Genomic DNA, 26,391 nt, shown 5'->3' with positions numbered 1-26,391 from the left:
TACAGGCTTTTCTTCTGCCCTTAAGAAATTTGTAAGAATCAAGTAATAAATTAGAGAGTTTCATTTTTTATAATAAAGGTAGCTAAATTAAAGGGAGAGATCTACATGACATATATTGTGAAAACAAATCAGCTTACAAAGGTGTTTGAGGGAAAAGAAGTTGTTTCTGCTGTGACTATGCATGTTAAAAAGGGAGAGATTTACGGTTTTTTAGGTCCTAATGGTGCTGGTAAAACGACAGTAATGAAAATGCTAACAAACCTTACGAAGCCAACGAGTGGAGATATCGAAATATTTGGTGAAAAATTAATGGACCGCTCATACGACGTGCTGAAAAGAATGGGAACGATTATTGAATATCCAATTTTCTATGAAGATTTAACAGCAAAGGAAACGTTAGAATTACATTGTGAATATATGGGCTATTATGACAAGAAAGAGATTGCCCATGTCCTAGATCTAGTGAAACTAACAAACACTGAGAAGAAACGTGTAAAAGACTTTTCTCTAGGGATGAAACAACGGTTGGGTATTGCACGTGCAATTATTACTAAGCCGGAATTACTTATTTTAGACGAGCCGATAAATGGACTAGATCCAGTTGGCATTAAAGAGCTTCGAGAACTATTCAAGATGCTTTGTAAAGAGTATGGAATTACGATTATTATCTCTAGTCATATTTTGGGTGAAATTGAGCAATTGGCAGATACAGTTGGGGTTATTAAAGATGGAAGATTAATTAAGGAAGTATCAATGGATGCTGTCAATCGTAGTCAAGCAGATTATATTGAAGTGATTGTCAATGATGGGAAAAAGGCTGCCTTTATTATAGAAAGTAAATTAAATATTACTAATTTCAAACTAATGGATGATACATGTATTCGAATTTATGAATCGACAGCTTCACAAAAGGTGCTATCTAAAACATTGATTGAGCATGATATTGAAATTGAGGGCATTAGCAAAAAAACAAGCTCATTAGAGGATTATTTCTTGAAATTAATCAATGGAGGTGTCGCTAGTGCTTAATTTAATGCGTCTAGAAATGAAAAAATATCATATTGGTTCATATATAAAACGAGCTATTTTCGCAGATTTTGTGATATTAGCTGTTATATTTATGCTTCTATTTATTACTAAAGTAGAAGGAGATCAAGATTTTAGAACTTATCAGACGGCATTTGGTCTCATAGATACATTTGTAAGAGTAGTATTTATTATTTTTGGTAGTGTGTTAATCGCCAAGTTTATTATTGGAGAATTCAAATATAAAACGATCACTGTAGCCTTTATGTACCCGATCAATAGAAAAAAACTAATTGCTTCAAAGCTTGGCATAGTTGTTCTTTTTACCTTTAGTGCAATTATTTTCTCGACAATTTTTATTACAGCAATTTTTAGTGTTGTTAGCAGTTATTTTCAATTGCTTCCAGATGTGGTAACGTTCTCTTCCGTAATACAACGAATTCCCGCTGTGGTTATGAATGCAGTTTCAGCATCATGCATCGCATTAATACCATTGTATTTCGGTATGAGAAAATACTCCATTCCGGCAACGATTGTATCTTCTATATTAATCGCAATGGTCGTATCATCAAATTCGGGTAACTTCACCTTGTATGATATTATTTTTATACCAATCACTTTAGCTATAATCGGTATAAGCGTGGCCTACTTATCATTTCGGAACATTGAGAAGGTAGATATTTAAAGGTAAAAAATAGCGCATTGTAGTAGGGGCGACAATTGTTAAAACGATAGGGGAACGAAGGCTAAGAGCATCACATCCTGTGATAATGCTTCGTGATCAACATCCTGCTGTCGCTTCGTTGCACTACGCTTTCGCACAGAATAAACCCATGTTGCTGCCGCTACGTTAGCTCTACGCTTTCGCGCAAAAAATACCTGTTGCCCAAGCGGCTCATCGGATGCCCCCGGCAAGCTTTGCTCTATGCGAAAGCAAAGTACCCAGTCGGAACGGAAATCAACCACACATTATGGAGTAGTCCCTTACATGTAGAAATGCCAGCCACAAAACCAAATTTGAGGTTTTGTGGCTGGCATTTTTTCAACCAAATACTGTTTGCCATAATAAATAAAGATTTAAAGTAACTACAATCGCTACGACAATCCATCCTAATATTGTTGTAATACGATGATTGACTAAGCTTCCCATAATATCACGCTTACTTGTAAACATAACAAGCGGTATAAGAGCAAATGCAATACCAAAGGATAAAATAACCTGGCTTAGGACAAGCGCGTAAGTCGCATTAACGCCGGATGCAATGATGACCAAAGGAGGTAACATTGTAACAGCGCGGCGTAAATAGAGCGGAATTTTCTTTCTAATAAAGCCTTGCATCACAACATCACCTGCTAGTGTACCAACTGAAGAACTAGCAAGACCTGCAATGAGAAGTCCAAGACCAAAGGACACTGCCGCCATCGGACCAAGCGCCTCTTTTAATCCGTTATAAGCGATATCTAAATCTTCCACTACAACACCTTGTGTATGGAATACGGCTGCGGCAATAATAAGCATACTCATATTGATGGCACCGGCAATAACCATTGCGATGATTATATCAATAAACTCAAAACGGAATATACGTCTTTTTTCAGCATCATTTCGGCCAACGATACGATTTTGGGTTAAGGAAGAATGCAAGTAAATAGCGTGTGGCATGACCGTTGCTCCTAAAATACCTGTTGCTAGTAAAATAGAATCTACTCCATTAAAGCGCGGTGTGAACATGCCTATTGTTACTTCGCCCCAATTTGGTTGTGCTAAAAATGTCTGGAATGCAAACGCTAAAACGACAATAAGCACCATGCCAGAAATACCCGCCTCAAACGCTCTAAAGCCTCTGCGTTGTAATTCTAAAATAGCAAATGAGCCCACCGCTGTAATAAGCGCTGCAGGCAACATTGGAATATTGAATAACAAGTACAGCCCTAGTGCCGCACCAATAAATTCTGCTAGGTCTGTTGCAATAATGACCAATTCAGCCTGTATCCATAAAAATATAGAAGTTTTTTTAGAAAAATGTTCACGTGCTACTTCGGGTAAATTTTTACCTGTCGCAATGCCAAGCTTTGCTGACAAGGATTGAATTAACACCGCCATTAAATTGGAAAAGGCGATTACCCACAGCAGTAAATATCCATATTGTGAACCTGCTGTAATATTTGTTGCGAAGTTGCCTGGATCAATATAGGCAACTGAAGCGATGAAGGCTGGGCCAAGAAACGGTAAGATTCGTCGCCAACCTTTTATATCTCCATCTAAAACCGCCTCTGCAGACGATTTCGTCATTCGTTTATAAACCATGTTGTTCCCTCATTTCAAAGAGTATCACAAGTGAAATAAAGTTTCCTAGAGGAAAATTATATATACTTATTTTATAGTTAAAAGAAGAAAATGTGAAGGAGTTTGCTCAATTTTTTACTTAATTCAAAATTTTTTTGATATAGTAAATCAATTGTCATTGAAGATCTTTGATTTTTGTTTGTGTACCATAATGTATTGAAGCATAATAGCAAAATATTCGATTCATTTGAAAATGATCAAGGATTAATGTACTTAGCCATTTTAAAAGAGGGAATATACTTATAAGGTGGCTTTTAACTTCTTACATCAATTGTTTTTTTGTAACGAAAGTGAAAAGGTAGTTACAAATGTCTCCCTCCTCTATAGGTGGTGAGATGAATGCAGGTTTAGATAATTTTTCATCGGGTTCCAAATGTCTGCTGCTAACGCTACGCTATCGAGCAAAAAACATTGTGCAGGCCTAAGTACAAAGCCAATTCCAGACCACTTATGCCGATTAGGGTATTCACATATTTTCTACCAATATTAAAACGTTATTCTTCAAATAGTAAAGAATCGTCTCCAAAGTTGAGGAATGATTAGGGTGAGATTTAGCGACTCCGCTTCACACACGAGACTCTGAAATACAAGCGAAGCGGCTTCCTAGGAAAGCAACCAGTCGGAGCTGAAATCTCAGCACGTTATGGTAGAGGGCCCGCATACAAAAATATCAAGTAAAATAAATTTTTTGTAACCGTTTTCTTCATCTTTACTTTTTCTTAATACAGGCGTAATATGACATCATTATAAAAGTTTCAAATTTCTAAATCGCTGAAGCAATTAGACGCGGGGGACCCAATTGTTACGGATTACATAGGTAATCCTTGGGGTGAATCTCTTCATTTATTGAGGGGTAGGGCTACTCAGGCCCGAATCCGACAGCTAACCTCGTAAGCGTTAAGAGCAGAAAAGTGGAGCTTGGCAGACGAATGAACGTCTACAAGTCTTATTTAGTGATGGCTTGTAGATTTTTTTATCTTCATTTTATGAAACAAGGCCCCGGTGAATGGAACAAAACCGATTATGCTAAAGTGTTATCGATTTAGAAATGCGAAACACATTCTATGAAACTAGAAGGTGTCGAATATGAAATCCTCATTAAAACGTTATATTATCGGTAAACCATTGAGATCTGATGCGTTAGGGGAACAAAAGCTTAGTAAAACAAAAGCACTTGCCATACTATCTTCTGATGCTTTGTCATCAGTAGCGTATGGGCCTGAGCAAATATTAATTGTACTCATGACAGTAAGTACGGTTGCCTTTTGGTATTCTTTACCGATTGCTGCTGGGGTAGTTGTGTTACTGACAGCACTTATTTTCTCGTATCGTCAGGTTATTTATGCGTATCCACATGGTGGTGGAGCATATGTAGTTTCTCGGGAAAATTTAGGCGTCAATGCTGGTCTGGTCGCCGGGGGATCATTGCTTGTCGATTATATTTTAACAGTTGCGGTAAGTGTATCGGCTGGAACAGATGCCATTACTTCGGCATTTCCAAGTCTTCACCCCTATAACGTTGTAATCGCTGTGTTTTTTGTTATATGTTTAACGATTTTAAACCTACGTGGTGTTACAGAATCAGCATCTATTTTAGCGTATCCAGTTTATTTGTTTGTGATCGTAATGCTGATGTTAATCGGGGTAGGGATTTATAACGTAGTAACAGGGCAAGTTCCTGCAGAGTTGCATCCAAAGGTCGGTACACCAGTTGCAGGAATTAGTTTATTTATATTATTAAAAGCATTTGCATCAGGAAGCTCAGCTTTGACTGGTGTCGAAGCAATTTCAAATGCTATTCCTAATTTTAGAGATCCAGCGCCGAAAAATGCGTCTAAAACATTACTAGCTATGGGCGGTATTTTAGCAGTGTTATTTATCGGTATTGTGAGTCTAGCATATTTTTATGGAGTTGCTCCAAATGCGAAAGAAACGGTTGTCTCACAAATTGCGGAGGCAAGTGTAGGTCGTAATATTTTTTATTATATAGTACAAGGAACAACAGCGATGATATTAGTACTTGCTGCGAATACAGGTTATTCGGCCTTTCCTTTACTGGCTGTCAATTTATCGAAGGACGGTTTTATCCCAAGAATATTCCAAATTCGTGGGGATCGACTTGGTTATTCAAATGGCATTATGATGCTTGGGTTAGGTGCCATTGTTTTAATCTTTTTATTTGGTGGAACAACAGAGCATTTGATTCCACTTTATGCAGTAGGTGTGTTTATTCCATTTACTTTAGCGCAGGCTGGAATGATGAGAAAATGGTGGCGTGAAAAACCAAAAGGTTGGCTTGCTAAATTTATGATCAATACGGTTGGTGCGATCATTTCCTTTATTGTAGCCATGATGTTCTTTGTGACAAAATTGCCTCAAGTATGGCCAGTATTTATCTTTTTACCAATTATTATTTGGACGTTCCACCGTATTAAACATCATTACAAAACAGTTGGTGAACAGCTAAGATTAGATAATGTGGAATTACCGAATGTTGAGGGTAATGTTTTCATTGTCCCTGTTGCAGGTATTACGAAAGTAGTCGAAAATACAATACATTACGCGCAGACATTAAACGTTGATAAAATTATTGCCTTTTATGTAGCCTTCGATCAAGCAGAAGCAAAAGCATTTGAGGAGAAATGGAAAGCTTGGCAGCCAGATATACGCCTTGTAACATACTATTCTCCATATCGAAGCATTACACAGCCACTGATGAAGTTTATTGATAAGGTTGAACATCAATGTACGAAATCTGGCTATCAATTAACAGTTATCATCCCACAGTTTTTACCAAAAAAAGGATGGCATCATATGTTACACAATCAATCGAGTCTATTAATTCGCGCTTCGCTGTTATTTCACAGAAATATCGTCATTATGACAGTGCCTTTCCATTTAACAAAATAATGACTAGCAAGCTCGAAAATAGTCTGATATAATCATTACGTTGGTTGTAAAACACGAACGTTTACAATTGAAACTTACTAGAATGATAGTAAATTCCGAAAATACAGACTTTATTTAGTGTGAGATATAAGCACATGCCGAATAAATACCATTTTTGGAAAAAACGCTAAGGCGTGATAAAGATAAAAAAGTTCTTACAGCTTTATACTGTTTCACTCATATAATAGCGAGAATATGGCTCGCAAGTTTCTACCGATTTACCGTAAATGAATCGACTATGGGTAGCAATGCTTTAGAAGACTTCATATTAAGATGTTTTCTATTGGTTTCGACGTTTTTACGCTGAATGCTTTGCTCCACTCGTAGATGATTGGAATCAAAGTATTCAGCGTTTTTTATTACTTACATTGCTTGCGGCGCTCGCCTGTAACTCAATGTAAGTTGCTCATAAAGAGTTATTACTATAAGAAAGAAGGCTATCAAGGAAATGAAGTTATTACACGACAAAATTACACAAGAGGGTAAAGTTTTATCTTCATCTGTATTAAAAGTAGATTCATTTTTAAACCACCAAATTGACCCAATGCTTATGAAGGAAATTGGTCATGAATTTGCAAATCGATTCTCTGATCAAGTCATTACAAAAATATTAACAATCGAATCTTCAGGTATCGCACCATCTGTAATGCTAGGTCTTGAAATCGGTGCTCCTGTAGTGTTTGCACGCAAACGTAAATCATTAACACTATCAGATAATCTGTTTTCTTCAAAAGTACATTCTTTCACAAAAAATGAGACAAATGATATTTCAGTATCACGTAATTTCTTAAATGAAGATGATAACATTCTAATTGTTGATGATTTCTTAGCTAATGGGGAAGCTGTCAAAGGTTTGCTTGATATTGCAGCACAAGCTGGTGCAAATGTTGTTGGTGTAGGCATTGTTATTGAAAAAGGCTTCCAAGACGGTGGGAAATTATTACGCCAGCAAGGGGTTCGCGTGGAATCATTAGCAATTGTAGACTCTCTTGAAGATGGCGAAGTAACATTTGCTACGGAGGCTAATGCGTAATGAATACCGTTAAGTCGACGACGCTAGCTATTCAACATTTACTTGCGATGTATGCAGGAGCCATTTTAGTGCCACTGATTATCGGTGGGGCAATTGGCTTTGATTCAGCACAAATGACGTATTTAGTAGCGATTGACATTATGATGTGTGGGATCGCAACGCTTTTACAAGTATATTCAGGTAAAATGATTGGTATTGGTTTGCCGGTAGTACTAGGCTGTACATTTACTGCAGTTAGTCCAATTATAGCAATCGGTACAAATCCCGAACAAGGTATTACTGATATTTATGGATCTATTATTGCATCAGGTATAATCATTATGATTATTGCAGGCTTTTTCGGTAAGTTAGTAAAATTCTTCCCGCCGGTTGTTACAGGCTCGGTCGTGTCGATTATCGGTATTTCTTTACTACCAGTAGCTTTAAACAATATGGCAGGTGGACAAGGTGCAGAAGACTTTGCATCCAGTTCGAATGTAGCTTTAGCGTTTATTACATTGGTCATTATTTTAGTCGTTTATCGATTTTCTACAGGCTTCGTTCGTGCAATATCAATTTTAATCGGATTAGTTGTGGGGACAATCCTAGGAGTATTTATGGGGAAGGTTGATTTTAGCCCAGTGTCAGATGCTGACGTCTTGCACATGGTTCAACCATTTTACTTCGGGATGCCAACATTTAATGCATCTGCGATTATTACAATGACACTTGTAGGAATGGTTTCTTTAGTAGAATCAACAGGAGTTTATTTTGCCCTAAGTGATATTTGTAAGAAAAAACTAGATTCAAAAGATTTATCGCGTGGGTACCGTTCAGAAGGTCTTGCCTCTGTTATCGGTGGTATTTTCAACGCTTTCCCATATACAACATTCTCACAAAACGTGGGACTTACACGTATGTCGGGCGTAAAAGACCGTAAAGTCATTTACATCACAGGTGGCTTACTAGTAGCACTTGGTTTCCTACCAAAAATCGCAGCATTAACAACGATTATCCCAACACCAGTACTTGGTGCGGCAATGCTTGCGATGTTCGGTATGGTAATAACTCAAGGTATGGGCATGCTAGTACCTGTTATGAATGAGTCAGCGGAAAACGCTATGATTGCTGCGATTGCAGTTAGTCTTGGTGTCGGTGTATCAGTTGTTCCTGGAATTTTCGATGCACTACCAGAGAGTGTATCTCTTCTAACATCTAACGGTATCGTCTGTGGTTCGGTTACAGCGATTATCCTTAATATTTTATTCAACATGATTGGGCCTAAACATAAGGTAGACCCAATGCATGGGGAAGCTTAAAAATTAGATAACGTTCATCTAAATACCCCACATATTTTGATGAAAAGAACGTTGTCACCTACTTTTATCTATTGATTTAGATTTGAGGAGGTGGCATTTTTTTATGCGGAAGAAAGGCTATTTAATAAGGGATGATTTTAATGATGATACTGTATCTCTTACTTTACAGCAGGCTTATGACTATTTTTATTCAGCTAAAAAGGCAGAAAATATGCGAGAAAAAACACTAGTCACGTATGTAGAACATTTTCGCTTTTTCACTAATTGGTTAGAGATTACTGATTATAAGTTGAAAAATGTTAATGACTTATCGGGAGAAATTGTAAGGGCTTATATTAACTATATGCGAGAAGAACATTACAACTTCAAAACAGGAAAAAGAGGACTGTCTATTCAAACTATCAACGCTAGAATAAGGTTTCTAAAAACTTGGTATTCCTTTTTGAAAAAAGAGAACTTAATAAAAGACAATATTATGCTTACAGTTAATTATTTGAAAATAGATGAAAAGAAAGTGACGCTTTTAACTAAGGATGAAATGCAAAGATTATTTGAAATACCTGACCAAAAATATTATCCGCAATGGCGTGATTATGTGTTGTTTCATGTACTCTACGATAGTTCATTGCGAATTTCCGAAGCAGTCAATCTTGAGTTTGTCAATATACTAGTAAGGGAGATAAAAATGATGTCGGATGAAACTAGAATTATTCGCTATTTATTAGGAAGGTAGTGCGAGAATATTTCGAAAAACAAGAAGTGATGCTGGAAAAATATATTTAGAACCGGAAATTGTCTGGGGAGAGTTAGGACTTTCTATAAAGCTTGAGGGCTTTTCCGATTATGAGGCAATAACTAGCATAATAAAGATTACTGGAGGGAACTTTTGGCTCAAACAGAGACTGTTCACTCAAATTGAAAGAATACTCGAAATTAATAAGCTTGAAACAATAACAACAGAGGTTGTTGAAGCCGCACGAGATAGTTTAGTAATCGGAATCAAGTAAAAAAACGCTATCGTTTTATATGATGATAGCGTTTTAATATTTACTTATAATGCAAAATATTGATTAAAACACGTGCAAAATAACTCCAAAAGTGACACATCTGAATCCAGATTCAGCCGCTGTATGATTCAATTTTGTCTCAATTTCCTCAAATGCCGTTAATTGTGTGCTACCTTCTCTAATATTCCGCACAACTTCCGCTAAGACCAAATCCTCATCCAGCGCCCAAGGATCTTGTCTTGATCCAGACATTCGATTCCCTCCATACGTGTTTTTATTAGCGTATGCTATTGATATTTGAGATAGATTGAAACTTAAAGCTTTTAATATTTATGACTATCCTATTGCATCTATATCTAACAGTGTTTGCTTTTCACGAAATGAAAACTGATTTTTGAGAATATTTAGTTTATGTTATTACAATACGGTCGAAATAACGATAAACAATAGTTTACGTATATTCTTATTGGATTTTAATGATATACGAAACGTAAAGCCGTTTACTTAAACAGGTTTAAGGAATATTTGAATTAAAAATATCTTCTACTTTTTGTTCAATCTGTAACAAAACATTATTATCTTCAATATTAGCTAGTCTATCATTTAAGTATTCTATAAGTAATTGAATATTTTGATCATCTTGCTGAATGTTAAAAATATCAAGAAGACTTAAAAGTGATTGTATGCAGTTCATATCTCTATTTTCAAACGAAAAGATTGTTACTGCTTCTTCTAAATTTTTTTTTGCTTCATTAAATTGTGATTGTCGTTTATAAAGTATACCTAATAAATGTTTTACTTCTCCAATAGCATACAATAAATGGTTAGATTCTAAAAAATATTGTACTTTGTAACAAAACTGCTTACATAAATCAAAGTTTCCTCTTTTATATTGGATATAGGCCATATTATATTTAACTCTTGGATATAAAGACTTATCATTAATGAATGTTTCGTTTTTTAAGAATTTTAATGCATTTGAAAGATATGTATAGGCTTCATCAAAATTCTTCTTTTCTATCAGAACCAAGGCTAAAGAATTCGCAATATTAACATCTAGTTCATTTGTAATTACTTTCTTTTTGAAAAGGCTCTTGAATGTCTTTTCTGCTTTTTCCAAATCACATTCACGCATGTGGTAGAATATACCTTTAATCCACATAATGAATCTCTGAAGACTTTTTTTAGTATGTAAAACAGCACTCGTTTGACATATTAATTCAGCTTCTTCCATGAAGTACTGTAGGGAAGTATAATCCTCTTTATATAAAGCGTACCTACAATTTTGCTTTAACACTTCTATATTAGAATCTTCAGTATCACCAATAATACAACTAATATGGATATTAAGTTTTTTACATATATTCATCAAAATATCAACACGAGGAATGTGTTGTCCTTTTTCTATACGAAATAGAGTAGATTCATCGCAAATATTATAAGATAATTCTCTTCTGGATAGCTTTCGCTTATTACGATAATATTTAATCTTTTCTCCTATAGTAGTATACAACTATGAGTCCTCCTTTGTGAAAATTATATGCGAAATTGCATATATGAATTAACAATATTTTACACGATAATAAAATAATACCACAAGGAGGCGATGCATATGAAGGAAATTAATGAAAGATACTTAGTGGAATCTATGGTTTTGAATCCACATAATGAATTAAGCAGTCCCCATATTCCTACTCTGTCGATTGATGAACCGATTCCTGGTCACCATTAAAAAATGAAAAGAATATTACTGATTGATAATGAGAATACAAAGAATGCAACTAACATATGTAAGTATTTGAAAAGCAATAGAAAAAACGAAATTCACATATTAAATAACAAGGTTATGCTTAATGATCAATGGTTTCTAAAGTACTTTGATTTAATAATTGTTTCTTTTATAAATAATGAATTGCTATCCATCATAAACAAAAATAATATACCTTTTATTGTTCAAATAGGTTCACGGGATTTACATCTTATACAACTTGTTAAAAATGCATGGGGGATAGTTTCAAAGGGAAGTCCCAAGGAATTGATATTGGCTATTCAAGCAATAGAAGCGGGAGGGTGTTATATTTCTGCTAAATGTAAGGAACAGTTGCTTTTAAATGAAAATCACCATTATTCTTTTCAATTATATGAGGATAAAAATGAAACAGATATACCCTCAGTATTAACAGAAATGGAATTAAAAGTTCTTAATCAGCTGGTTAATGATAAAACTAATCAAGAGATTGCAGATTGCTTATATATAAGTAAAAGAACAGTTGAATATTACCTTACTTCGTGTATGCAAAAGTTAAATGTAAAATCACGGGTTGGATTAGCGGTTAAAATCGCGAAGTTTTGTTAATTTATTTTTTTAGTAGGTGATTAGGACAGATTTTATCCTTTGAATTATTGGTGTTTATCAAGAAGTTTTATTTGTGTAAAATTCTGAATATTAGAATGATTCTTTATATCTTTCAAAAAAATAAATGAAATTTATATTAAGGAGTATTAAATGTCTACAATTATATTAAATCGTTGGCCTATCCAAATAGTTAATTTGAAAGAATGGATTAATGAGAATGAGAATGATACATTTATTATTTTACCTGAACAATTTAAGGATGCCTTTTTAGAACATGGCTATAAAAACCTTATTACTACTAAAAGCTATAATGACGATCAAGAAATATTTACTATATTGTGCAGCTTAAATAAGGATAAGGCAATTAACAGAATTGTTGCTCTCGATGAGACAGATATTAAAAGGGCGGGGTTTTATAGAGAATATTTTAATATTCCAGGCCAAAAAGCATTTAGTGCCAGTGTATATCGAGATAAATTATTAATGAAATCAATAGTGCAAGAGAACGGCATACCAACCGCTCCTTTTAAAAGCGTAAAAACCAAAGATGATATATTGGATTTTTATAAAAGATATAATACTTCCTTAATTTTAAAACCTACGGATGGTATGGGTTCAATGGGAGTTGTGACAATAGAATCTGAAGAAGATATCAACAAAATAAGTATCAAAGAAGAATCAATAATAGAGGTATTTGTAGATTATAAAAATATGTATACTGTTGATGGCATTGTTATTAACAACGAGGTGGTTTTTTCCACAGTTACTAGATATAGGGATGGGACATTAAACTACTTTTACGGAAATGACGCACATGTTGTTGAATTAGTTGACCCTTGCGAAAACATCTTTTCGAGGATAGTAGAATTAAACAAGAAAATTGTAGAAGTATTACCTAGTTGTGATTTACCATTTTCTTTTCATACTGAGCTGTTTCATACAACAGAAGATAAATTATTATTTTGTGAAACGGCAAGTAGAACTGGCGGAGGACGCATGGTAGAAATGTTTAAGCAAAGCCATGGATTAGATATAGATGAAGCAATAGTGAAACTACAGATGGATATTTTAACTCCTGAGGACATGCATTTTTCAGAAATTCCTGATAAGTTAACAGCTGTGTATTTACTTCCTAAACAAGAGGGGATTTTAGATGAAATTCCAGTAAGTATACCATTTGATTGGGTTGCAGAATATCTACCGAGAGCAAAAAAGGGGGAAGTTATATCAGAAATCAAGCACAGTGCAGATACTCTAGCTTCTTTCGTTCTTACGGGTGAAAACTATGATTGCTTATGGAATAATATTAATGAATTAACAAAATACTTAAAAGAAAATGTAAAGTTTATTAAACAATACGAGCTTATATAGTTTGTGAATGAAGAAGAACAATAATAATTATAATATTTATAACTTAGGATCAGCTATTAAACAAAGATTTAATAGCTGATTTATTTTTTATATTCAGCTTGAAACCGAAATATAAAAATAGTTGTAATATGGTTCTGGTGCGAAAATAAAGCAATAGAAACATGTGTACGCAATAATTTCGCCATTAAATAGGTCTAAGATACTTGAAAGGTACATTATGGATTGTCCAAAAGGCAAGTAAGTAATATCTGTTACAAGCTTTTCTAACGGTTTTGTTGCCGTAAAATCACGTGCTAATAAGTTAGGAACAATATGAGCTGGTTGTCCAGTACGTTTACGTTTCTTTACCTTCACACGACATTGCCAGTCATATTTTTGCATCACACTTTGCACTGTTTTCTCACTAATGCCTTTAAGTAATTCTGGAATTTTTCGATAGCCGTATCTGAATTTGTGTTGCTTGCACAAGTCACCAATTTGTTGGTCTCGAAGATCCTTTTGAGTTAATTTGTTTCTATTGGCCTTCCAGCGATAATACGATGAACGGGCTACACCTAAATGACGGCAGATTTCACCAATCGGCATAATTTCTTTTAACTCCTCTACAAGCGAAACTACAACTTTAGGGACCACTTCCTCTCCAACTCTGCGTACTTTTTTAAAACTTCAATTTGTTGCTTTAAATAACGAATCTCTGCTTGTAATTTAGCGGTTTCACTTTCATATTCAGGTCCTTTGCCAAAGGTATATTGTTTTCCTACAGGTTGTTCAAGACGATGTAATTCACCATTCCTGTACCATTTCATCTATGTTTTTAACTGAGAATGGTTACGAATATTTAGCTCCTCTAGTACTTGTTTTACAGGGATCCCTGCTAATCTCATTTCAATTGCTTTCATTTTAACTTCTACTGGATAAATAATTCTCGTCCTCATAGAAAAACACCTTCACGTTGATTTGATAAGGTACAATACCCGTTTTTCAACGAAAGGTGTTTTTATTTGTCTCATTTTTTTAGGTCAGTGCGTTTCTTGAAGAAGCGCTTTGCAGCCTTTTGATCTCCTGTTTTGCTTAAGACAGAAATCAATTGTATTTTCTTCTGAGTCCACTACGCGATACAAAATATCCATTACCCTCTTACTTTGATATACGTCTCATCGACCCGCCAGGAATCATTTGTTTTCTTAAGATGACGCTGAAGTCTTTTATCCATTTCAGATCCATATTTTGTACCAGAACCGTTTAACGTGTCTATCTTATAGGGTACAGTTTAAAAGGGTTATAGCCTTTTATTATTCTAATAATATTTATATTGAAACTGTTAAATGATCTAATGCGTATTCCTCTAACGCTTTATTATCTATTTTTCCATTAGGTAGAAAAGGAAATTCCTCTATACAAATTAGTTTATCTGGATACATATAAGTGGGTAACTCATCAACCAATTTTTTTCTAAATTGACTATATTTCTCATGAGAATATTGAATAAATAGTATTAAATATGAACCTTTTCTATCTTCTGTAAAGCTTACTACTTTACTCAATATTCCTAGTTCCTCTACGATTCTTTCCATATGACAGGGATAAAAAGTGGCACCCATCCTATGTATTGCATTGTCACGCCTACCTATTACAAATAAATTCCCATCTATATCAAAATATCCAAAATCCTTCATATCTAGCCAACTGTTTTTTAAATCTAATTTAATATTACCATTGTTATCAAGGTATCCTTCCATTAGGCCGTTTCCCTTTGCATAGATGTGTCCAATTTCACCAGGTTTTGTTTCATTAAAACTTTCGTCAACTACTTTGACCGAAACGCCTTGTAAAACACTCCCAGTTCCGTTGCGATTTTTTAAATTCGTAGATGTTAAATTACCAGCCTCTGATGATCCATAATAGTCAAGTAATGGTATATTAAAAACTTTCTCAAATCTATTTTTTAATGCCTGCGGTACTGGAGCGCCACTAGTGAACCACAGACGTATATTATTTTTGATTAAACTAACATTTTCTCTATTTCTCTCTGCTATTTGTACAATTAAATAAGTTGTAGCAATAGTAGCTTCTACTACAGAAATTTTATAATTATTTATAATGGCTGGCAATGTTCTTATATTTTGATAATTACATATAACAATTGTACAACCTACTACCCACCACTGTATAATCATGTTTAATCCCCATATATTAAAAAATGGCACCATCGGTAAAATAACTTCATTTGATTTATATCCCATCCCTAGTGCTGTTGATTTCATATTATTAAATAAAGAAGCACCAGATTTAACCATTCCTTTCGGTGTACCAGTAGAGCCAGAAGAAAAGAGTATTATAGCATCGGATCTGTGATACCACTCATTTAATTCTATCTCAATATCGCGAGAAATTTGATTTGCTTCTATATCCTTAAATGAAGTAGTTAAGCTAATGTATTTAGGACCATCAAATGCTGAAGGTTCAGTTTCAGTAAGTACCCATTTAGCTTTTGTTTTATTATTTATTATTTTTAAATCAGAGTGGTTAGTATTTATGTCGAGGAGTACAATTGAACAATTTATGTGCATAAGTGAAAAAAGGGACACCATAAATGCATAGTTATTATTACAACATAGAATTACTCTGTCTCCTTTAACAATCCCATGATCTAAGAGAACCATTGAATAGTTAATGACATCATTTTTAAAATGTGCCTGAGAATATACTTGGTTTTCAAAAATAATTGTACTATTTTTTTTTTGGGCTATTTTCATATAAATTACCTCCTTTAAATATTGATATTTTAATTTATTAAAATGTTAAATTCTATGGTAATTAACGCAATTATTATGTATAATTACTAAAACTTTCCAATAAAAAAGGGTATACCAAGTTGTTTGTCAAATTCCTCTCTAGAAAAGAAAAATGGAGAAGAGTCAATACAATGCCAAAACATATACCCTTGAAGATGCGGATGTCAGGATCAAGGAAGTTCGGGAGGCCATGAAGGATACCAAAGATAAGCGCATGTACGAGAGATACCAATGCATTTATTTAGAATCTTACAGCCAAATATCCGAAGGGAAAGACGGTTATCGTGCTCGATAATGCTCGTATTCATCATGTCAAGTTGATTCAGCCGTTTCTGGAGGCCCATAAGGAACAAGATCGAGCTGATGTTTTTTCCTCCATACAGTCCGCAGCTTAACCTTGTCGAAAGGTTATGGGGATGGATGAAAAAATCCGTTATTTACAATGTGTTCTTTTCCTCCGTGGAGGACATTGGAAAAGCAGTCAAGGGTTTTTTCGACGAAATCAGTAAGAATTTATCAAACGTAGTAGACCGTCTTTGTTATTGATAAGAAAAAGTAGAATGATTGGTTTTTACCGTTCAATCTATTATTATTTAAAAACAACTGATAAACTGTATTATGTAATACAGCTGTGTTAAAGAGAGGGGGTTGGTTTGAGTTTGGTCGCATGGATGATCGTCGCATGTGAAATTGCATTTTGGATTGTAATCGTATCTGGATTATTCGTCCGTTATGTTTTTAAACGGGATAAATTAGGTTTATTTTTGTTGGCATTGACTCCTGTCATTGATTTGATCTTGATCGTCATTACGAGCATTGATTTATATCGTGGGGCAACTGCAACGCAAGCTCATGGAATTGCAGCCGTATATATCGGTGTATCGATTGCCTTCGGGAAAAGCATGATTGAATGGACTGATGAGAGATTCCAATATTATTTGACGAAGAAAGGTCCGAAGCCGAAGAAGCGATTCGGGATGGACTATGCGAAACATTATGTAAAAGGATGGCTTAGACATGTCACTGCCTATGCGATTGGTGCTGTACTTTTGGCCGGAATGATCTACTTGATCCAGGATCCTTCCCGGACCGAGGTGTTGAGCGGGATACTAAAAACTTGGAGTATCATCTTAGGTATCGATTTCCTCCTAGCTGTAAGTAATTTCATATGGCCCAAGCAAAAAAAAATATACTAAAAATAGCAGCACAAACCACGGCATGGTTTGTGCTGCTATTTTTTATAGGAGAAGGGAGGATAAGTCTTTCGATTAATAAATAAATCCTCATCATTATCGTGAAACGGGTGCTTTATTATACCGTTAAATGGCCCGATTGCTGAATAGGCCATAAATAAATTTTTGTTAATCAACAGCTTCTTCTTTTTTATTGACTGAACTCTCTAACTGATTCTAGCAAACTTTCAGATTTACTTTCTCCGAGATCTTCAAGAAAGTCAATAAATTCCCCTTCTCCATTTTCTGTAGATATACAATGAAAACTGACCCACCCTAGATACTATATCTAAACTTATCTCATCAAATAGATGAGAGGGGTTTCAGGGGGATGATTTCCATCGATAAATGGACCACGATTCGCGCGTTGTATAAACAAGGTCCATTTTCATCGCCAAAATCGTCCATTAAGTCATTAAGTTCCCATTCAATAGTCTCTAACTCTTTGGGTTGAACAGGTGTTTAAAAAGGACATTGTATCATACATATCATTCGAAGTTTAGTATAAATCACCCACGAGTCTTCTTCCCACCATCTTGAATCTCTTCGGTTCATCATCCAGCGAATTTTATCAATATCTAGCATTAAGGTCACTCCTTTACTTTGTTAAATGCATACTATTTTCTCTTGCACCAGAACCTGTAATATTATCTTTAAAATTTTGTTTATAGAATGTTTCAGTTAGTTCCGATAACAATGGATTTGCGGTATTTACTAGTTTTTTTCGTTTAGTTCTATCTTATGATTATCTTATACTTTTAAATCACTTAAGGAGGTTATTATGCAAGGAGATTTAGTAAAATTGCAGGCTTTAGAACCAGAAGATTATAAATTATTCGCTGAATGTTTACGGCCATCAAAAGTAAGTGCATTAGCTTTAGGGACTCAGGATTTTTTATCCATCGAGGAAATAGAAAAAAATATAAAGCTTGGAAATACACGTTATGCCACAGTTTTAACACATGAGAATGAAAAAATAGGCTTTATATCATGGCAATCGCAAAAATATGAAGGTAATTATTTGCTTGGTGGTGTAATAGTAGATCAAAGTAAATGGGATCAAGGATACGGCGCAGAAGCTTCATTATTGATATTAGAATTTCTTTTCCATGCTAAAAATGCGCATAGAGTCCAATTTATTAATGCCGCATACAATAAGCGAACTGTAGGTTTTTTAATAAAAAATAAAGTGAAAATTGAAGGGATATTAAGAGATCATCTTTTCTTAGATGGAGAATATCATGACGCAGTTATCTCTTCTATTCTTAGGGATGAATACTACACAGATGACAGTGATTTTAGTCAAGACACAATACCTAGAAATGAAAAAAATCAAATCAGAAAAGAACTATATGAATACTTAGAGGAACAGTGGAAAGAAGAAAATTTAGTAAAAAAGTGAAATAGGGTGAAATGATGGATTGGAAAGAAAAAGTAGTAATTATCACCGGCGGCTCTAGGAGTCTTGGGAAGAGCATTGCCCTTAGTTTTGCTCAATTAGGGGCAACGGTTATTATAGGTTATCGCTCATCATTAGAAGAAGCTACTGATTGTGTAAATGAAATTCAAAGAATTACTAAAAATAAAAATGTATCGTTTAAAAAAATTGACGTTACGGATGGTAAAGAAGTTCAAAAGGCGTTTATTGAGATTATAGAAAAAGAAGGAAAAATCGATGTACTGGTCAATAACGCAGCATTAAGTAATGCGGGAGCAATTCTTACTACACCATTGGATCATTGGGAAGAAATAATTGATACTAATATAATTGGCACAATTAATTGTATTAAGGCAGCCTCTTCAAACATGCTGTTGTTACAAAAAGGAGTTATTATAAATATTTCTTCTGTTGCAGGTCTGGTTGGAATGGATAGGTTAGGTGTATATAGCGCAACAAAATCGGGAGTAATTGGATTAACAAGGTCTTTGGGAAAAGAGTTCGCTCCATATAATGTAAGAATCAACGCGATTGCACCAGGATATATAGAAGGAACTGGTATGGTGAATCGCATTCCTGAAAAGCAAAGGGAGGAACTAAAAAATAAAATTGCTATGCAGCGATTTGGTGAAGCAAGTGAAATTGCAGAAACCGTTGTTTTTCTTTCCTCAGATAAGGCTAGCTATATTACAGGCCAAACTTTAGTAGTTGATGGAGGATTAGTATAAGAGGAGGTATATTATTGAAAACAGCATTATTGTTTCCACCATTAATGAAATTAAAAAAAAATAGTTTTATAGAATTCTTTGAAGAATTTCAAGCTGTGAGAGATAAGTTTGAAGAGGCTAGTGCTATTTTAAAATTGGACTTAGCTGCTAATTTTTTTTCGGATGATGAGGAGCTAATAAACAAAGGGATTATTGCTAGGACTAGCATTGTTACAATATGTTCAGCTATTTATGATTTGATCAAAGATAAATATCAAGATTCAAGTTATTTTTTAGGACCCAGTTTGGGATTAATAAATGCTGTTCACTGTAGTGGAGGTATGAGTTTTTCAGACAGTCTGAACATGGTCAAGGCAATGTGTGAAATTGAGTCTCAAAATCCTGAAAATAAAAAATACGGCGTATATTTTTTTTACAATATTGATACAAAAATTTTGTTGGAATGCATCGATGAATACAAGAAAAAGGGATATATATTAGAACCCTGTATGTATGCTTCTCCAAATCAAATGATTGTTAATGGAGATTTTAAAAGTCTTGAATTACTAAGTACAAAAATTGCAAAATACGGAGGATTAGGAGTGATAATTCCATATAGTCCTCATAGTCATTGTAACCTCCTTACTGATGTTCAAAAGAAGTTTAAAGAAAGTTTCATGACAAGTTTCAAACTTTTAACTCCTTATAAACCGATTATCAGTAATGTGTTCGCAAGAGAAATTAGTACACCTGAGGAAATCAAGGAAGATTTGATATTACAGTATACATCTCCTGTTTTATGGTATCAAAGCTTAAAGTATATCCATAATCAAGGGGTCGAAAAACTAATAGTTTTGGGTCCAGGGAACTTTATTCGTAAATCGTTAAACTTTACAGATATACCTTTTTATATTGATAACGTATTAAGTACTGAAGACGTAAAAGGAAAATTGACATTGGTCTAGTGGGAGGAAACTAAATGGTAGGTCTTGTTTTTCCAGGGACAGCTCCATCCTATTACCACGATATTGTGGAATACTTGAAGTTTAACCAATATGCACGAAAACGATATGATCAGGCAAGTGAGATTTTAGGCTATTCAATGATGGATGCATTTGCCGAAGCCAAAGAAGAGGATTCAGAAGTTTTAGAGACCGCCTTTTTCATCAATACAATAGCTTTATTGGATTTGTATTATCAAAAATACAATTATCAACCTGACGTCACCATTGGACCTAGCTTTGGAGGAATGGCTACATCGGTGCAGGTTCAAAGCTTAACGTTTGAAGAAACATTGTGGCTGACGCACGAATCATCAAAATTCTCCAAGAATTGGTATAAGCGATTAGGGAATTACCAAACGTTATTAATTTATAATCTTTTATTAGAGGATATCAAAATTTTAATAGCCGAATACAAAAATAGAGGTATAGATTTTGAAATAGTAGGTTATATGGATAAAATTATTTGTGTATGTGGAGATATTGAACACATTAACGAATTAAAAAGATATTTAAATCACAAAAGAAAATGCTTTGCTGTTGATACTTTGAATTATCCTATGCACAGTAAAATATTAAAACCGCTTAAAATTGAATTAGAAAAAGAAGTCTATAGTAAGGTCGATTTTAAGGAGTTGAAAAATCCTGTAATTTCGGATGTTGATGGAACCCTAATTACTGATAAAGATGCATTTAAACAAACGTTATTAAACGGTGTCTATCAGCCTGTACGATGGGATTTAGTCGTTAACATGATGAGAAAGCTAGAACTTGAGGATGTTTATGTAATTGGTCCTAAAAATATTTTTGCACAACTGCTAAAGAATCAATTTAATACTATTAATATCAGTCCGGAAAATTCAAAATATTTAATTCGGAAGGAGAAAGTATAATTCTGACTGAGAAGAATCGATATAATCGTGAAACATTTTTAAAGGATGTTGGTGCTTACTCTAATTTTCTAAAGTTAAAATTCCTATGTTTTTTTGATAATTAAAGGTGAGATTACTATGCAAGATAGTTTGAAAAAGTTAATTTATCAGACAGTAGAAGAAAACTATCTTCCTGATAAAGTGATTGTATTAGATGAATAAATTAGACGGTAAATGGCTACAACAATATGCGGAAAAAATGTGGAAAGAGAGATTTCAAAAAGAAGAAATTAGGAAATTCAGTTATTAGTTAATAACGGATGTGTAATGATTTTTCTTAGTATTCTGTAAATTAGATGAGTAAGGAGGCGAAACGAACATGGAAGCGTTATTACCACAAATAGAGTTAAGTGGTTCAGGCTTGACAACACCAGTTAATATTCAAGGAATAGGTTTTTCAGTTCCAGATAAAGTTGTCACAAATGCTGAAATAATAAAAGGTTTAAACTCAACAGAACAATGGATTCAAAATAAAACAGGTATTAAGGAGAGAAGATTTTTAGAAGATGATCTGATAACATCCGATCTTTGTTTAAATGCATGTAAAGAAGCTCTATTAGATGCAAATATTAGTGCATTGGATATAGATGTGATTATTCTATCTACAATAACACCAGATCAGCTTTTACCCTCTACAGCGCTTGTATTAAAAGAAAAGTTGGGAGCATTTAATGCCATCCCTATCGACCTCAATCAAGTAGCTTGTGCAGGTGGAATATACTCAATTTATTTAGGAGCACATTTATTACAAAGTAACAATATACAGAACGTTTTAGTTATTGGAGGGGAAGTTCTATCAAGAATAACGGATACAAATGATAGAACAACTAGAGTTTTTTTTGGTGATGCTGCTGGTGCTGTGGTGTTACAAAAAACTAAAGAGGGTTACGGCCTACTCTCTTATGATATAGATTCAAAATTAAATTATGCTGTTCAAAGACCCGGTGGAGGCTCGGAACCGCTTCCATATGATGAAGATATTGAATCAAGTTTATATTTGAAAATGGATGGCCGTGAAGTATGGAATATCGCTACGGAAGTTGTTCCTTCTTCTATTATAAAGGCTGTAGATAAAGCTGGTCTTTCTATTCCAGAGATAGATTACTTTTTTATTCATCAAGCTAATGTGAATATTATTAATAAAGTGTTAAACAATTTAAACATCCCTAAGGAAAAGACAAATTATACAATACAAGATTACGGAAATACAGGTTCTGCCACCATTTTTTCTTGCTTATACCATGCGATTAAAAATAATAGTATAAAAAATAATGATAATATCGTTTTTTCAGCTATTGGAGCTGGATTTGTCTGGGGTTCACTTTGTTTTAAATATAATAAAAACTAAAAGGGGTTAATAACATGAAAGATCAAATCAAAACAAAATTTATTGAGGTATATAAGATGAATATTTCTAATAAAGAAATAGAGGACAATGTTGATTTGTTTGGTCCTGAATCACCATATGGTCTAGATTCCATGGATGTATTAGTATTTATTAATGAAATTAAAAAAGAATTTAATTTAGAGTACAATCATATTAATACAGATTGTTTCAAAACTGTGAATAATATAGTGGAATTTATAAATTCACAAAAAAGTAATCAAGTTATATAACAATTATTATGAAATGAATCTATTTATACGGAGTTTTTTCAAAAGGCGGTTTTATTATTAAAATCGCTTTTTGTATGCCCAGAAACAATTGCTTATTATGAATATTTTTTGCGGTAATCACGATTATTTTTTCCTCTTGGAATATTTATGATGAACTTAAGAATAACTAAAAGGAGATAAAGAAATGTTGGACCTACTTAAAAATAGAATTATATTATCTCTAATGGGTTCAATGTTTTTTCTACAATTAGGAGTTTGGATAAGAAATTTTACAATACTCTTATATGTTATAGAAAAAACTAATAAGAACCCAATAGCAATCTCACTTATCTCAATAGCTGAATATGGTCCTATACTAATATTTTCATTTATTGGAGGAGCTTTAGCGGATCGTTGGAGAGCAAAAAAAACTATGATTTGGTGTGATTTTCTTAGTGCTATATCTGTCTTTCTCATATTTCTTACGTTATTGATTGGAAGTTGGAAGGTTATATTTTTATCTACACTTCTTTCAACCATATTTTCTCAGGTGTCTGTACCGGCAAGCGTAAAAATGTTTAAAACCCATTTAGAAGATAGATATATTCAGCCTGCAATAGCACTAAATCAGACAATTATAGCTACGTTCATGATTATGGGGCCTGTTATAGGAACAATAGTGTATCAATATTTTGGCGTGTATCAATCTTTTTTATTAATTGGATCTCTGTTTCTTTTATCTGTATTATCACTATTATTTCTTCCAAATGATAAAAAAGAGAAAGTGGAAATATCCAAACCTAACTTGTTTAAAGAGCTACGTATTGGATTTCAATATATTCGAAACAAGAAAGAATTATTATTGTTAGGTGTCTGTTTTTCTATTGCTGGATTGGCGATTGGGCTGATACAACCGTTAAACGTATTTATTGTAATAGAGAATCTGAACTTGGATAAGTCATTTTTAAGCGTTTTATTAATGATAAATGGTCTAGGGATGATAGTTGGTGGGGTTGTTTCTTTAATTGTTGCTAATAAAGTGTCTGTGCATAAATCACTTCTATTTAGCGTGATACTAACTGCTCTTGCCGTTAGTATCATCGGTTTCTCAAAGATTGTATGGATTACGTTGATGGCTCAATTTATATACGGGTTGTGTCTACCTATTATCCAGATATCAATTAATACTGTTTTGTTAAGAAATACAGACGAGAAATTCATTGGGAGGGTAAATGGTCTAATCACACCTCTATACACAGGTTCAATGATATTAACCATTTTAATTTCGGGAATGGTTAAGAACCATCTGTCTTTAGTTAGTATTTTTCAAATATCTGCCATTTTCTTCCTGATTGCAGTTATCTTTATCTTGCCCCTTAAAAATAACGATGGCAGTAAAAATTTTGATAAAGAAAGGGCAAATAGTTATTAATGAATACTATTTTTCCCTTGTAGGTGAAAGGGCGAATGAATAAATGTTGTGTTTAGACAATATCTCCAAAAAATTGATGAAAAAGAAGTGATTAAAAATATTAATTTTGAAATTGATGAAGGTGAATTTGAAGTATTAATTTGTCCTAGCGGTTGTGGAAAAACAACGCTGCTTAAAATGATTAATAGACTTATCTTGCCAACGAAAGGCAAAATTTTAATCAATAATATGGATATCAAGGAAACAAATGTTATTAAAATTAGAAGAAAGATTGGTTATGTTCTGCCTATATCCTTTGCCTACATTATAGGTGGAATTAAAACAGCGTTAGTTGTAGCTATTGGATTAACGACTCTTGGAGCTTTTATTGGCGGCGCTGGACTTGAATCTATAATTATAAGAGGTACAAATGTAACAGACGGTACCGCCATTATTTTAGCTGGTGCATTAGCTCCCTTTTAGCTTTGTTATCTGAAAGGCTATTGAAATGGATAGAAAAAATTTGCCTACGATATAATAGAAACTTATCTAAAAAAAATATTGCATTATAAAGTATAGGAATGCTTTTAATAAGGAGTGTAGCTAAATGAACTCAGAAAAATCAAGATATATGTTATTTGTAGAATCAAATACAACAGGTTCGGGAATGGAAGCTCTGAAGATAGCAAAAAACATGGGGTTTTTACCAGTTCTTATATCTAATAATCTCAATCGTTATATAGGGCTATCGCAAATTGACTGTTTAACTTATGAATGTGATACAAATTCCATAACAGATATTATCAATCTAATTAGTTCTAATTTTAATCCTAAAGATATTATCGGTATTACTACTACTAGTGAATTTTATATTATTATGGTTTCACGATTATGTAGCCATTATAATTTACCTTCAAATACCACTAGCTCCCTCGCAAAATGTCGAAACAAGAGTTTAACAAGAGAAGCTTTAGAAACCAATAAAATTAAACAACCACGGTTTAAAACTTTAAAAAAACTAACAGATTTAGAAATTAAAGATGCTATAAATCATCTAGGTTTACCGTGTGTTATTAAACCAGTGGATGATACTGGTTCCAATAAGGTGAAACTATGTTTTACTTTGGAAGAAGTTTTTCAAGCCTCTGAAAGTATAATGAATACATCTAGCAATGTAAGAGGACAAGAGACAATAAAAAGTGTTTTAATTGAAGAATATATTGATGCTCCTGAATTTAGTGTGGAGATGTTTAGTTGGAACGGAGAACACCGTTTTGTAGGAATAACGAAAAAAGTTGTAGGTTATCAACCGAATTTTGTAGAAACGCAACATATATTTCCTGCTTCAGTGCCTGCTAGTATAGGTGAGGAAGTTAAACAAGCATGTATAGAAGTTCTAAATGCCCTCGAAATAAAGCAGGGTCCAACTCATATTGAAATAAAAATTCTGGAAAATGACTACTTTTTTATAGAAGTAAACGCAAGATTAGCGGGTGGGATGATACCTGAATTAATTAAATTATCCACCGGAATGGATCTTCTGAAGGAACAGCTTAGGATATCGTGTAATCTTGAACCTAAATTAATAGGTCAAAATAATCTTTATTCAGGAATAGCTTTTATAACGACGGAGAAGAATGGAATATTGAAGGGCATTGATTTTGAAAAGGTTCAAACTAAAAAAGGTATAGAACAAATAACGGTGACAAAAAAAATAGGGGATTACGTACAAAAACCTACAAATGCATACGATCGTCTAGGTTATATCATTGTTAAAGGATATTCAGAAAAAGAAGTGGAAAGTTTATTATCAAATGTTTTAGCTCAAATCAGCATTGAAATAATATAAGTTTTCAAAATATGCAATTGATATATTGATTTTTAAGTTTGGG

Annotated in this window: 22 protein-coding genes, 4 pseudogenes and 2 riboswitches; of the genes and pseudogenes, 20 read left to right on the top strand and 6 right to left on the bottom strand. The window is 33.7% G+C overall.

Annotated features, from left to right (window positions below; translation table 11 throughout):
• The first annotated feature begins 105 nt into the window (after positions 1 to 105).
• Positions 106 to 1,029, top strand: a complete 924-nt coding sequence (locus JNUCC51_RS10415; protein ID WP_134022841.1) for an ABC transporter ATP-binding protein — start codon at positions 106 to 108, stop codon at positions 1,027 to 1,029.
• Positions 1,022 to 1,711 (top strand): ABC transporter permease, encoded by a 690-nt coding sequence (locus tag JNUCC51_RS10410; protein ID WP_337991929.1) that lies wholly within the window; start codon positions 1,022 to 1,024, stop codon positions 1,709 to 1,711. Before JNUCC51_RS10415 ends, JNUCC51_RS10410 begins: the two co-directional genes overlap by 8 nt.
• A gap of 357 nt (positions 1,712 to 2,068) precedes the next feature.
• Here the strand turns inward: JNUCC51_RS10410 and JNUCC51_RS10405 are convergent, their stop codons facing one another.
• A complete protein-coding gene (locus tag JNUCC51_RS10405; protein WP_337991928.1) occupies positions 2,069 to 3,334 on the bottom strand; it encodes an Nramp family divalent metal transporter in 1,266 nt (421 codons plus the stop codon).
• A 798-nt stretch (positions 3,335 to 4,132) separates the two neighbouring features.
• Positions 4,133 to 4,284, top strand: a riboswitch (cyclic di-AMP (ydaO/yuaA leader).
• Between the two features lie 175 nt (positions 4,285 to 4,459).
• On the opposite strand from JNUCC51_RS10405, the gene JNUCC51_RS10400 reads away from it, so the two are divergent.
• The 5 genes and pseudogenes from JNUCC51_RS10400 to JNUCC51_RS10380 all read left to right on the top strand — a co-directional run.
• Positions 4,460 to 6,283, top strand: a complete 1,824-nt coding sequence (locus tag JNUCC51_RS10400) for an APC family permease (protein ID WP_337991927.1) — start codon at positions 4,460 to 4,462, stop codon at positions 6,281 to 6,283.
• Between the two features lie 196 nt (positions 6,284 to 6,479).
• Positions 6,480 to 6,581, top strand: a riboswitch (purine riboswitch).
• 189 nt (positions 6,582 to 6,770) lie between these two features.
• A complete protein-coding gene (locus tag JNUCC51_RS10395) occupies positions 6,771 to 7,355 on the top strand; it encodes a xanthine phosphoribosyltransferase (protein ID WP_337991926.1) in 585 nt (194 codons plus the stop codon).
• Positions 7,355 to 8,653, top strand: a complete 1,299-nt coding sequence (locus JNUCC51_RS10390) for a nucleobase:cation symporter-2 family protein (protein WP_337991925.1) — start codon at positions 7,355 to 7,357, stop codon at positions 8,651 to 8,653. Before JNUCC51_RS10395 ends, JNUCC51_RS10390 begins: the two co-directional genes overlap by 1 nt.
• Positions 8,654 to 8,756: 103 nt before the next feature.
• Positions 8,757 to 9,386, top strand: coding sequence for a tyrosine-type recombinase/integrase (locus tag JNUCC51_RS10385; protein ID WP_337991924.1), 630 nt, complete (start codon positions 8,757 to 8,759; stop codon positions 9,384 to 9,386).
• 55 nt (positions 9,387 to 9,441) lie between these two features.
• Positions 9,442 to 9,660 (top strand): annotated as a pseudogene (locus JNUCC51_RS10380) (AAA family ATPase); the annotation flags it as partial.
• 99 nt (positions 9,661 to 9,759) lie between these two features.
• Here the strand turns inward: JNUCC51_RS10380 and JNUCC51_RS10375 are convergent.
• A pseudogene (locus tag JNUCC51_RS10375) lies at positions 9,760 to 9,912 on the bottom strand (RsfA family transcriptional regulator); the annotation flags it as partial.
• Between the two features lie 262 nt (positions 9,913 to 10,174).
• Entirely contained in the window at positions 10,175 to 11,173 is a 999-nt protein-coding gene (locus JNUCC51_RS10370) for a helix-turn-helix transcriptional regulator (protein WP_337991923.1), read from the bottom strand.
• 222 nt (positions 11,174 to 11,395) lie between these two features.
• Here JNUCC51_RS10370 and JNUCC51_RS10365 point away from each other — a divergent pair, with 222 nt between their 5' ends.
• Both JNUCC51_RS10365 and JNUCC51_RS10360 read left to right on the top strand, forming a co-directional pair.
• Entirely contained in the window at positions 11,396 to 12,016 is a 621-nt protein-coding gene (locus JNUCC51_RS10365) for a LuxR C-terminal-related transcriptional regulator (RefSeq protein WP_337991922.1), read from the top strand.
• Positions 12,017 to 12,166: 150 nt separating this feature from the next.
• Positions 12,167 to 13,387 carry an ATP-grasp domain-containing protein gene (locus JNUCC51_RS10360; RefSeq protein ID WP_337991921.1) on the top strand — a complete coding sequence of 407 codons (1,221 nt, stop codon included), beginning with the start codon at positions 12,167 to 12,169 and terminating at the stop codon, positions 13,385 to 13,387.
• 162 nt (positions 13,388 to 13,549) lie between these two features.
• Here the strand turns inward: JNUCC51_RS10360 and JNUCC51_RS10355 are convergent.
• The 3 genes and pseudogenes from JNUCC51_RS10355 to JNUCC51_RS10345 all read right to left on the bottom strand — a co-directional run.
• Positions 13,550 to 14,322 (bottom strand): annotated as a pseudogene (locus JNUCC51_RS10355) (IS3 family transposase); the annotation flags it as partial.
• A 92-nt stretch (positions 14,323 to 14,414) separates the two neighbouring features.
• Positions 14,415 to 14,615 (bottom strand): annotated as a pseudogene (locus tag JNUCC51_RS24805) (DDE-type integrase/transposase/recombinase); the annotation flags it as partial.
• A gap of 79 nt (positions 14,616 to 14,694) precedes the next feature.
• On the bottom strand, positions 14,695 to 16,143 hold the full coding sequence (locus JNUCC51_RS10345) for a class I adenylate-forming enzyme family protein (protein ID WP_337991920.1): 1,449 nt from the start codon (positions 16,141 to 16,143) through the stop codon (positions 14,695 to 14,697).
• 402 nt (positions 16,144 to 16,545) lie between these two features.
• On the opposite strand from JNUCC51_RS10345, the gene JNUCC51_RS24800 reads away from it, so the two are divergent.
• From JNUCC51_RS24800 to JNUCC51_RS10295, 11 genes are all read left to right on the top strand, one after another.
• A complete protein-coding gene (locus tag JNUCC51_RS24800) occupies positions 16,546 to 16,728 on the top strand; it encodes a transposase (protein ID WP_443136984.1) in 183 nt (60 codons plus the stop codon).
• Positions 16,729 to 16,835: 107 nt separating this feature from the next.
• A complete protein-coding gene (locus tag JNUCC51_RS10340; protein ID WP_337991919.1) occupies positions 16,836 to 17,378 on the top strand; it encodes a hypothetical protein in 543 nt (180 codons plus the stop codon).
• Between the two features lie 817 nt (positions 17,379 to 18,195).
• Positions 18,196 to 18,816 carry a GNAT family N-acetyltransferase gene (locus JNUCC51_RS10335; RefSeq protein ID WP_337991918.1) on the top strand — a complete coding sequence of 207 codons (621 nt, stop codon included), beginning with the start codon at positions 18,196 to 18,198 and terminating at the stop codon, positions 18,814 to 18,816.
• 14 nt (positions 18,817 to 18,830) lie between these two features.
• Positions 18,831 to 19,580 carry an SDR family NAD(P)-dependent oxidoreductase gene (locus JNUCC51_RS10330; protein WP_337991917.1) on the top strand — a complete coding sequence of 250 codons (750 nt, stop codon included), beginning with the start codon at positions 18,831 to 18,833 and terminating at the stop codon, positions 19,578 to 19,580.
• A 14-nt stretch (positions 19,581 to 19,594) separates the two neighbouring features.
• Complete coding sequence (locus tag JNUCC51_RS10325; protein ID WP_337991916.1) at positions 19,595 to 20,524, top strand: ACP S-malonyltransferase; 930 nt, start codon at positions 19,595 to 19,597, stop codon at positions 20,522 to 20,524.
• Between the two features lie 14 nt (positions 20,525 to 20,538).
• Entirely contained in the window at positions 20,539 to 21,453 is a 915-nt protein-coding gene (locus JNUCC51_RS10320) for an ACP S-malonyltransferase (RefSeq protein ID WP_337991915.1), read from the top strand.
• Between the two features lie 358 nt (positions 21,454 to 21,811).
• The gene (locus tag JNUCC51_RS10315) at positions 21,812 to 22,840 is read left to right on the top strand and encodes a 3-oxoacyl-ACP synthase III family protein (protein WP_337991914.1); all 1,029 of its coding nucleotides are present in this window, start codon (positions 21,812 to 21,814) and stop codon (positions 22,838 to 22,840) included.
• 14 nt (positions 22,841 to 22,854) lie between these two features.
• Positions 22,855 to 23,109 (top strand): acyl carrier protein, encoded by a 255-nt coding sequence (locus JNUCC51_RS10310; protein WP_337991913.1) that lies wholly within the window; start codon positions 22,855 to 22,857, stop codon positions 23,107 to 23,109.
• Positions 23,110 to 23,293: 184 nt separating this feature from the next.
• Positions 23,294 to 24,520 (top strand): MFS transporter, encoded by a 1,227-nt coding sequence (locus tag JNUCC51_RS10305; RefSeq protein ID WP_337991912.1) that lies wholly within the window; start codon positions 23,294 to 23,296, stop codon positions 24,518 to 24,520.
• A gap of 48 nt (positions 24,521 to 24,568) precedes the next feature.
• Positions 24,569 to 24,982: an ATP-binding cassette domain-containing protein gene (locus JNUCC51_RS10300; protein WP_337991911.1), complete on the top strand. Its 414-nt coding sequence runs from the start codon at positions 24,569 to 24,571 to the stop codon at positions 24,980 to 24,982.
• 124 nt (positions 24,983 to 25,106) lie between these two features.
• The gene (locus JNUCC51_RS10295) at positions 25,107 to 26,348 is read left to right on the top strand and encodes an ATP-grasp domain-containing protein (RefSeq protein ID WP_337991910.1); all 1,242 of its coding nucleotides are present in this window, start codon (positions 25,107 to 25,109) and stop codon (positions 26,346 to 26,348) included.
• The last annotated feature ends 43 nt before the right edge of the window (positions 26,349 to 26,391 follow it).

The organism is Lysinibacillus sp. JNUCC 51, assembly GCF_015999525.1.
Classification (GTDB): Bacteria; Bacillota; Bacilli; order Bacillales_A; family Planococcaceae; genus Lysinibacillus; species Lysinibacillus xylanilyticus.
Note: the sequence above shows the minus strand (reverse complement) of the source record. Positions and strands in the feature narration are given on the sequence as shown.

Excerpts from the sequence above, each read along its gene's own strand:
- JNUCC51_RS10415 (WP_134022841.1), top strand. The coding sequence starts at position 106 with ATGACATATATTGTGAAAACAAATCAGCTTACAAAGGTGTTTGAGGGA.
- JNUCC51_RS10405 (WP_337991928.1), bottom strand. The coding sequence starts at position 3,334 with ATGGTTTATAAACGAATGACGAAATCGTCTGCAGAGGCGGTTTTAGAT.
- JNUCC51_RS10400 (WP_337991927.1), top strand. The coding sequence starts at position 4,460 with ATGAAATCCTCATTAAAACGTTATATTATCGGTAAACCATTGAGATCT.
- JNUCC51_RS10395 (WP_337991926.1), top strand. The coding sequence starts at position 6,771 with ATGAAGTTATTACACGACAAAATTACACAAGAGGGTAAAGTTTTATCT.
- JNUCC51_RS10390 (WP_337991925.1), top strand. The coding sequence starts at position 7,355 with ATGAATACCGTTAAGTCGACGACGCTAGCTATTCAACATTTACTTGCG.
- JNUCC51_RS10385 (WP_337991924.1), top strand. The coding sequence starts at position 8,757 with ATGCGGAAGAAAGGCTATTTAATAAGGGATGATTTTAATGATGATACT.
- JNUCC51_RS10365 (WP_337991922.1), top strand. The coding sequence starts at position 11,396 with ATGAAAAGAATATTACTGATTGATAATGAGAATACAAAGAATGCAACT.
- JNUCC51_RS10360 (WP_337991921.1), top strand. The coding sequence starts at position 12,167 with ATGTCTACAATTATATTAAATCGTTGGCCTATCCAAATAGTTAATTTG.
- JNUCC51_RS10345 (WP_337991920.1), bottom strand. The coding sequence starts at position 16,143 with ATGAAAATAGCCCAAAAAAAAAATAGTACAATTATTTTTGAAAACCAA.
- JNUCC51_RS24800 (WP_443136984.1), top strand. The coding sequence starts at position 16,546 with ATGTTTTTTCCTCCATACAGTCCGCAGCTTAACCTTGTCGAAAGGTTA.
- JNUCC51_RS10335 (WP_337991918.1), top strand. The coding sequence starts at position 18,196 with ATGCAAGGAGATTTAGTAAAATTGCAGGCTTTAGAACCAGAAGATTAT.
- JNUCC51_RS10330 (WP_337991917.1), top strand. The coding sequence starts at position 18,831 with ATGGATTGGAAAGAAAAAGTAGTAATTATCACCGGCGGCTCTAGGAGT.
- JNUCC51_RS10320 (WP_337991915.1), top strand. The coding sequence starts at position 20,539 with ATGGTAGGTCTTGTTTTTCCAGGGACAGCTCCATCCTATTACCACGAT.
- JNUCC51_RS10315 (WP_337991914.1), top strand. The coding sequence starts at position 21,812 with ATGGAAGCGTTATTACCACAAATAGAGTTAAGTGGTTCAGGCTTGACA.
- JNUCC51_RS10310 (WP_337991913.1), top strand. The coding sequence starts at position 22,855 with ATGAAAGATCAAATCAAAACAAAATTTATTGAGGTATATAAGATGAAT.
- JNUCC51_RS10305 (WP_337991912.1), top strand. The coding sequence starts at position 23,294 with ATGTTGGACCTACTTAAAAATAGAATTATATTATCTCTAATGGGTTCA.
- JNUCC51_RS10295 (WP_337991910.1), top strand. The coding sequence starts at position 25,107 with ATGAACTCAGAAAAATCAAGATATATGTTATTTGTAGAATCAAATACA.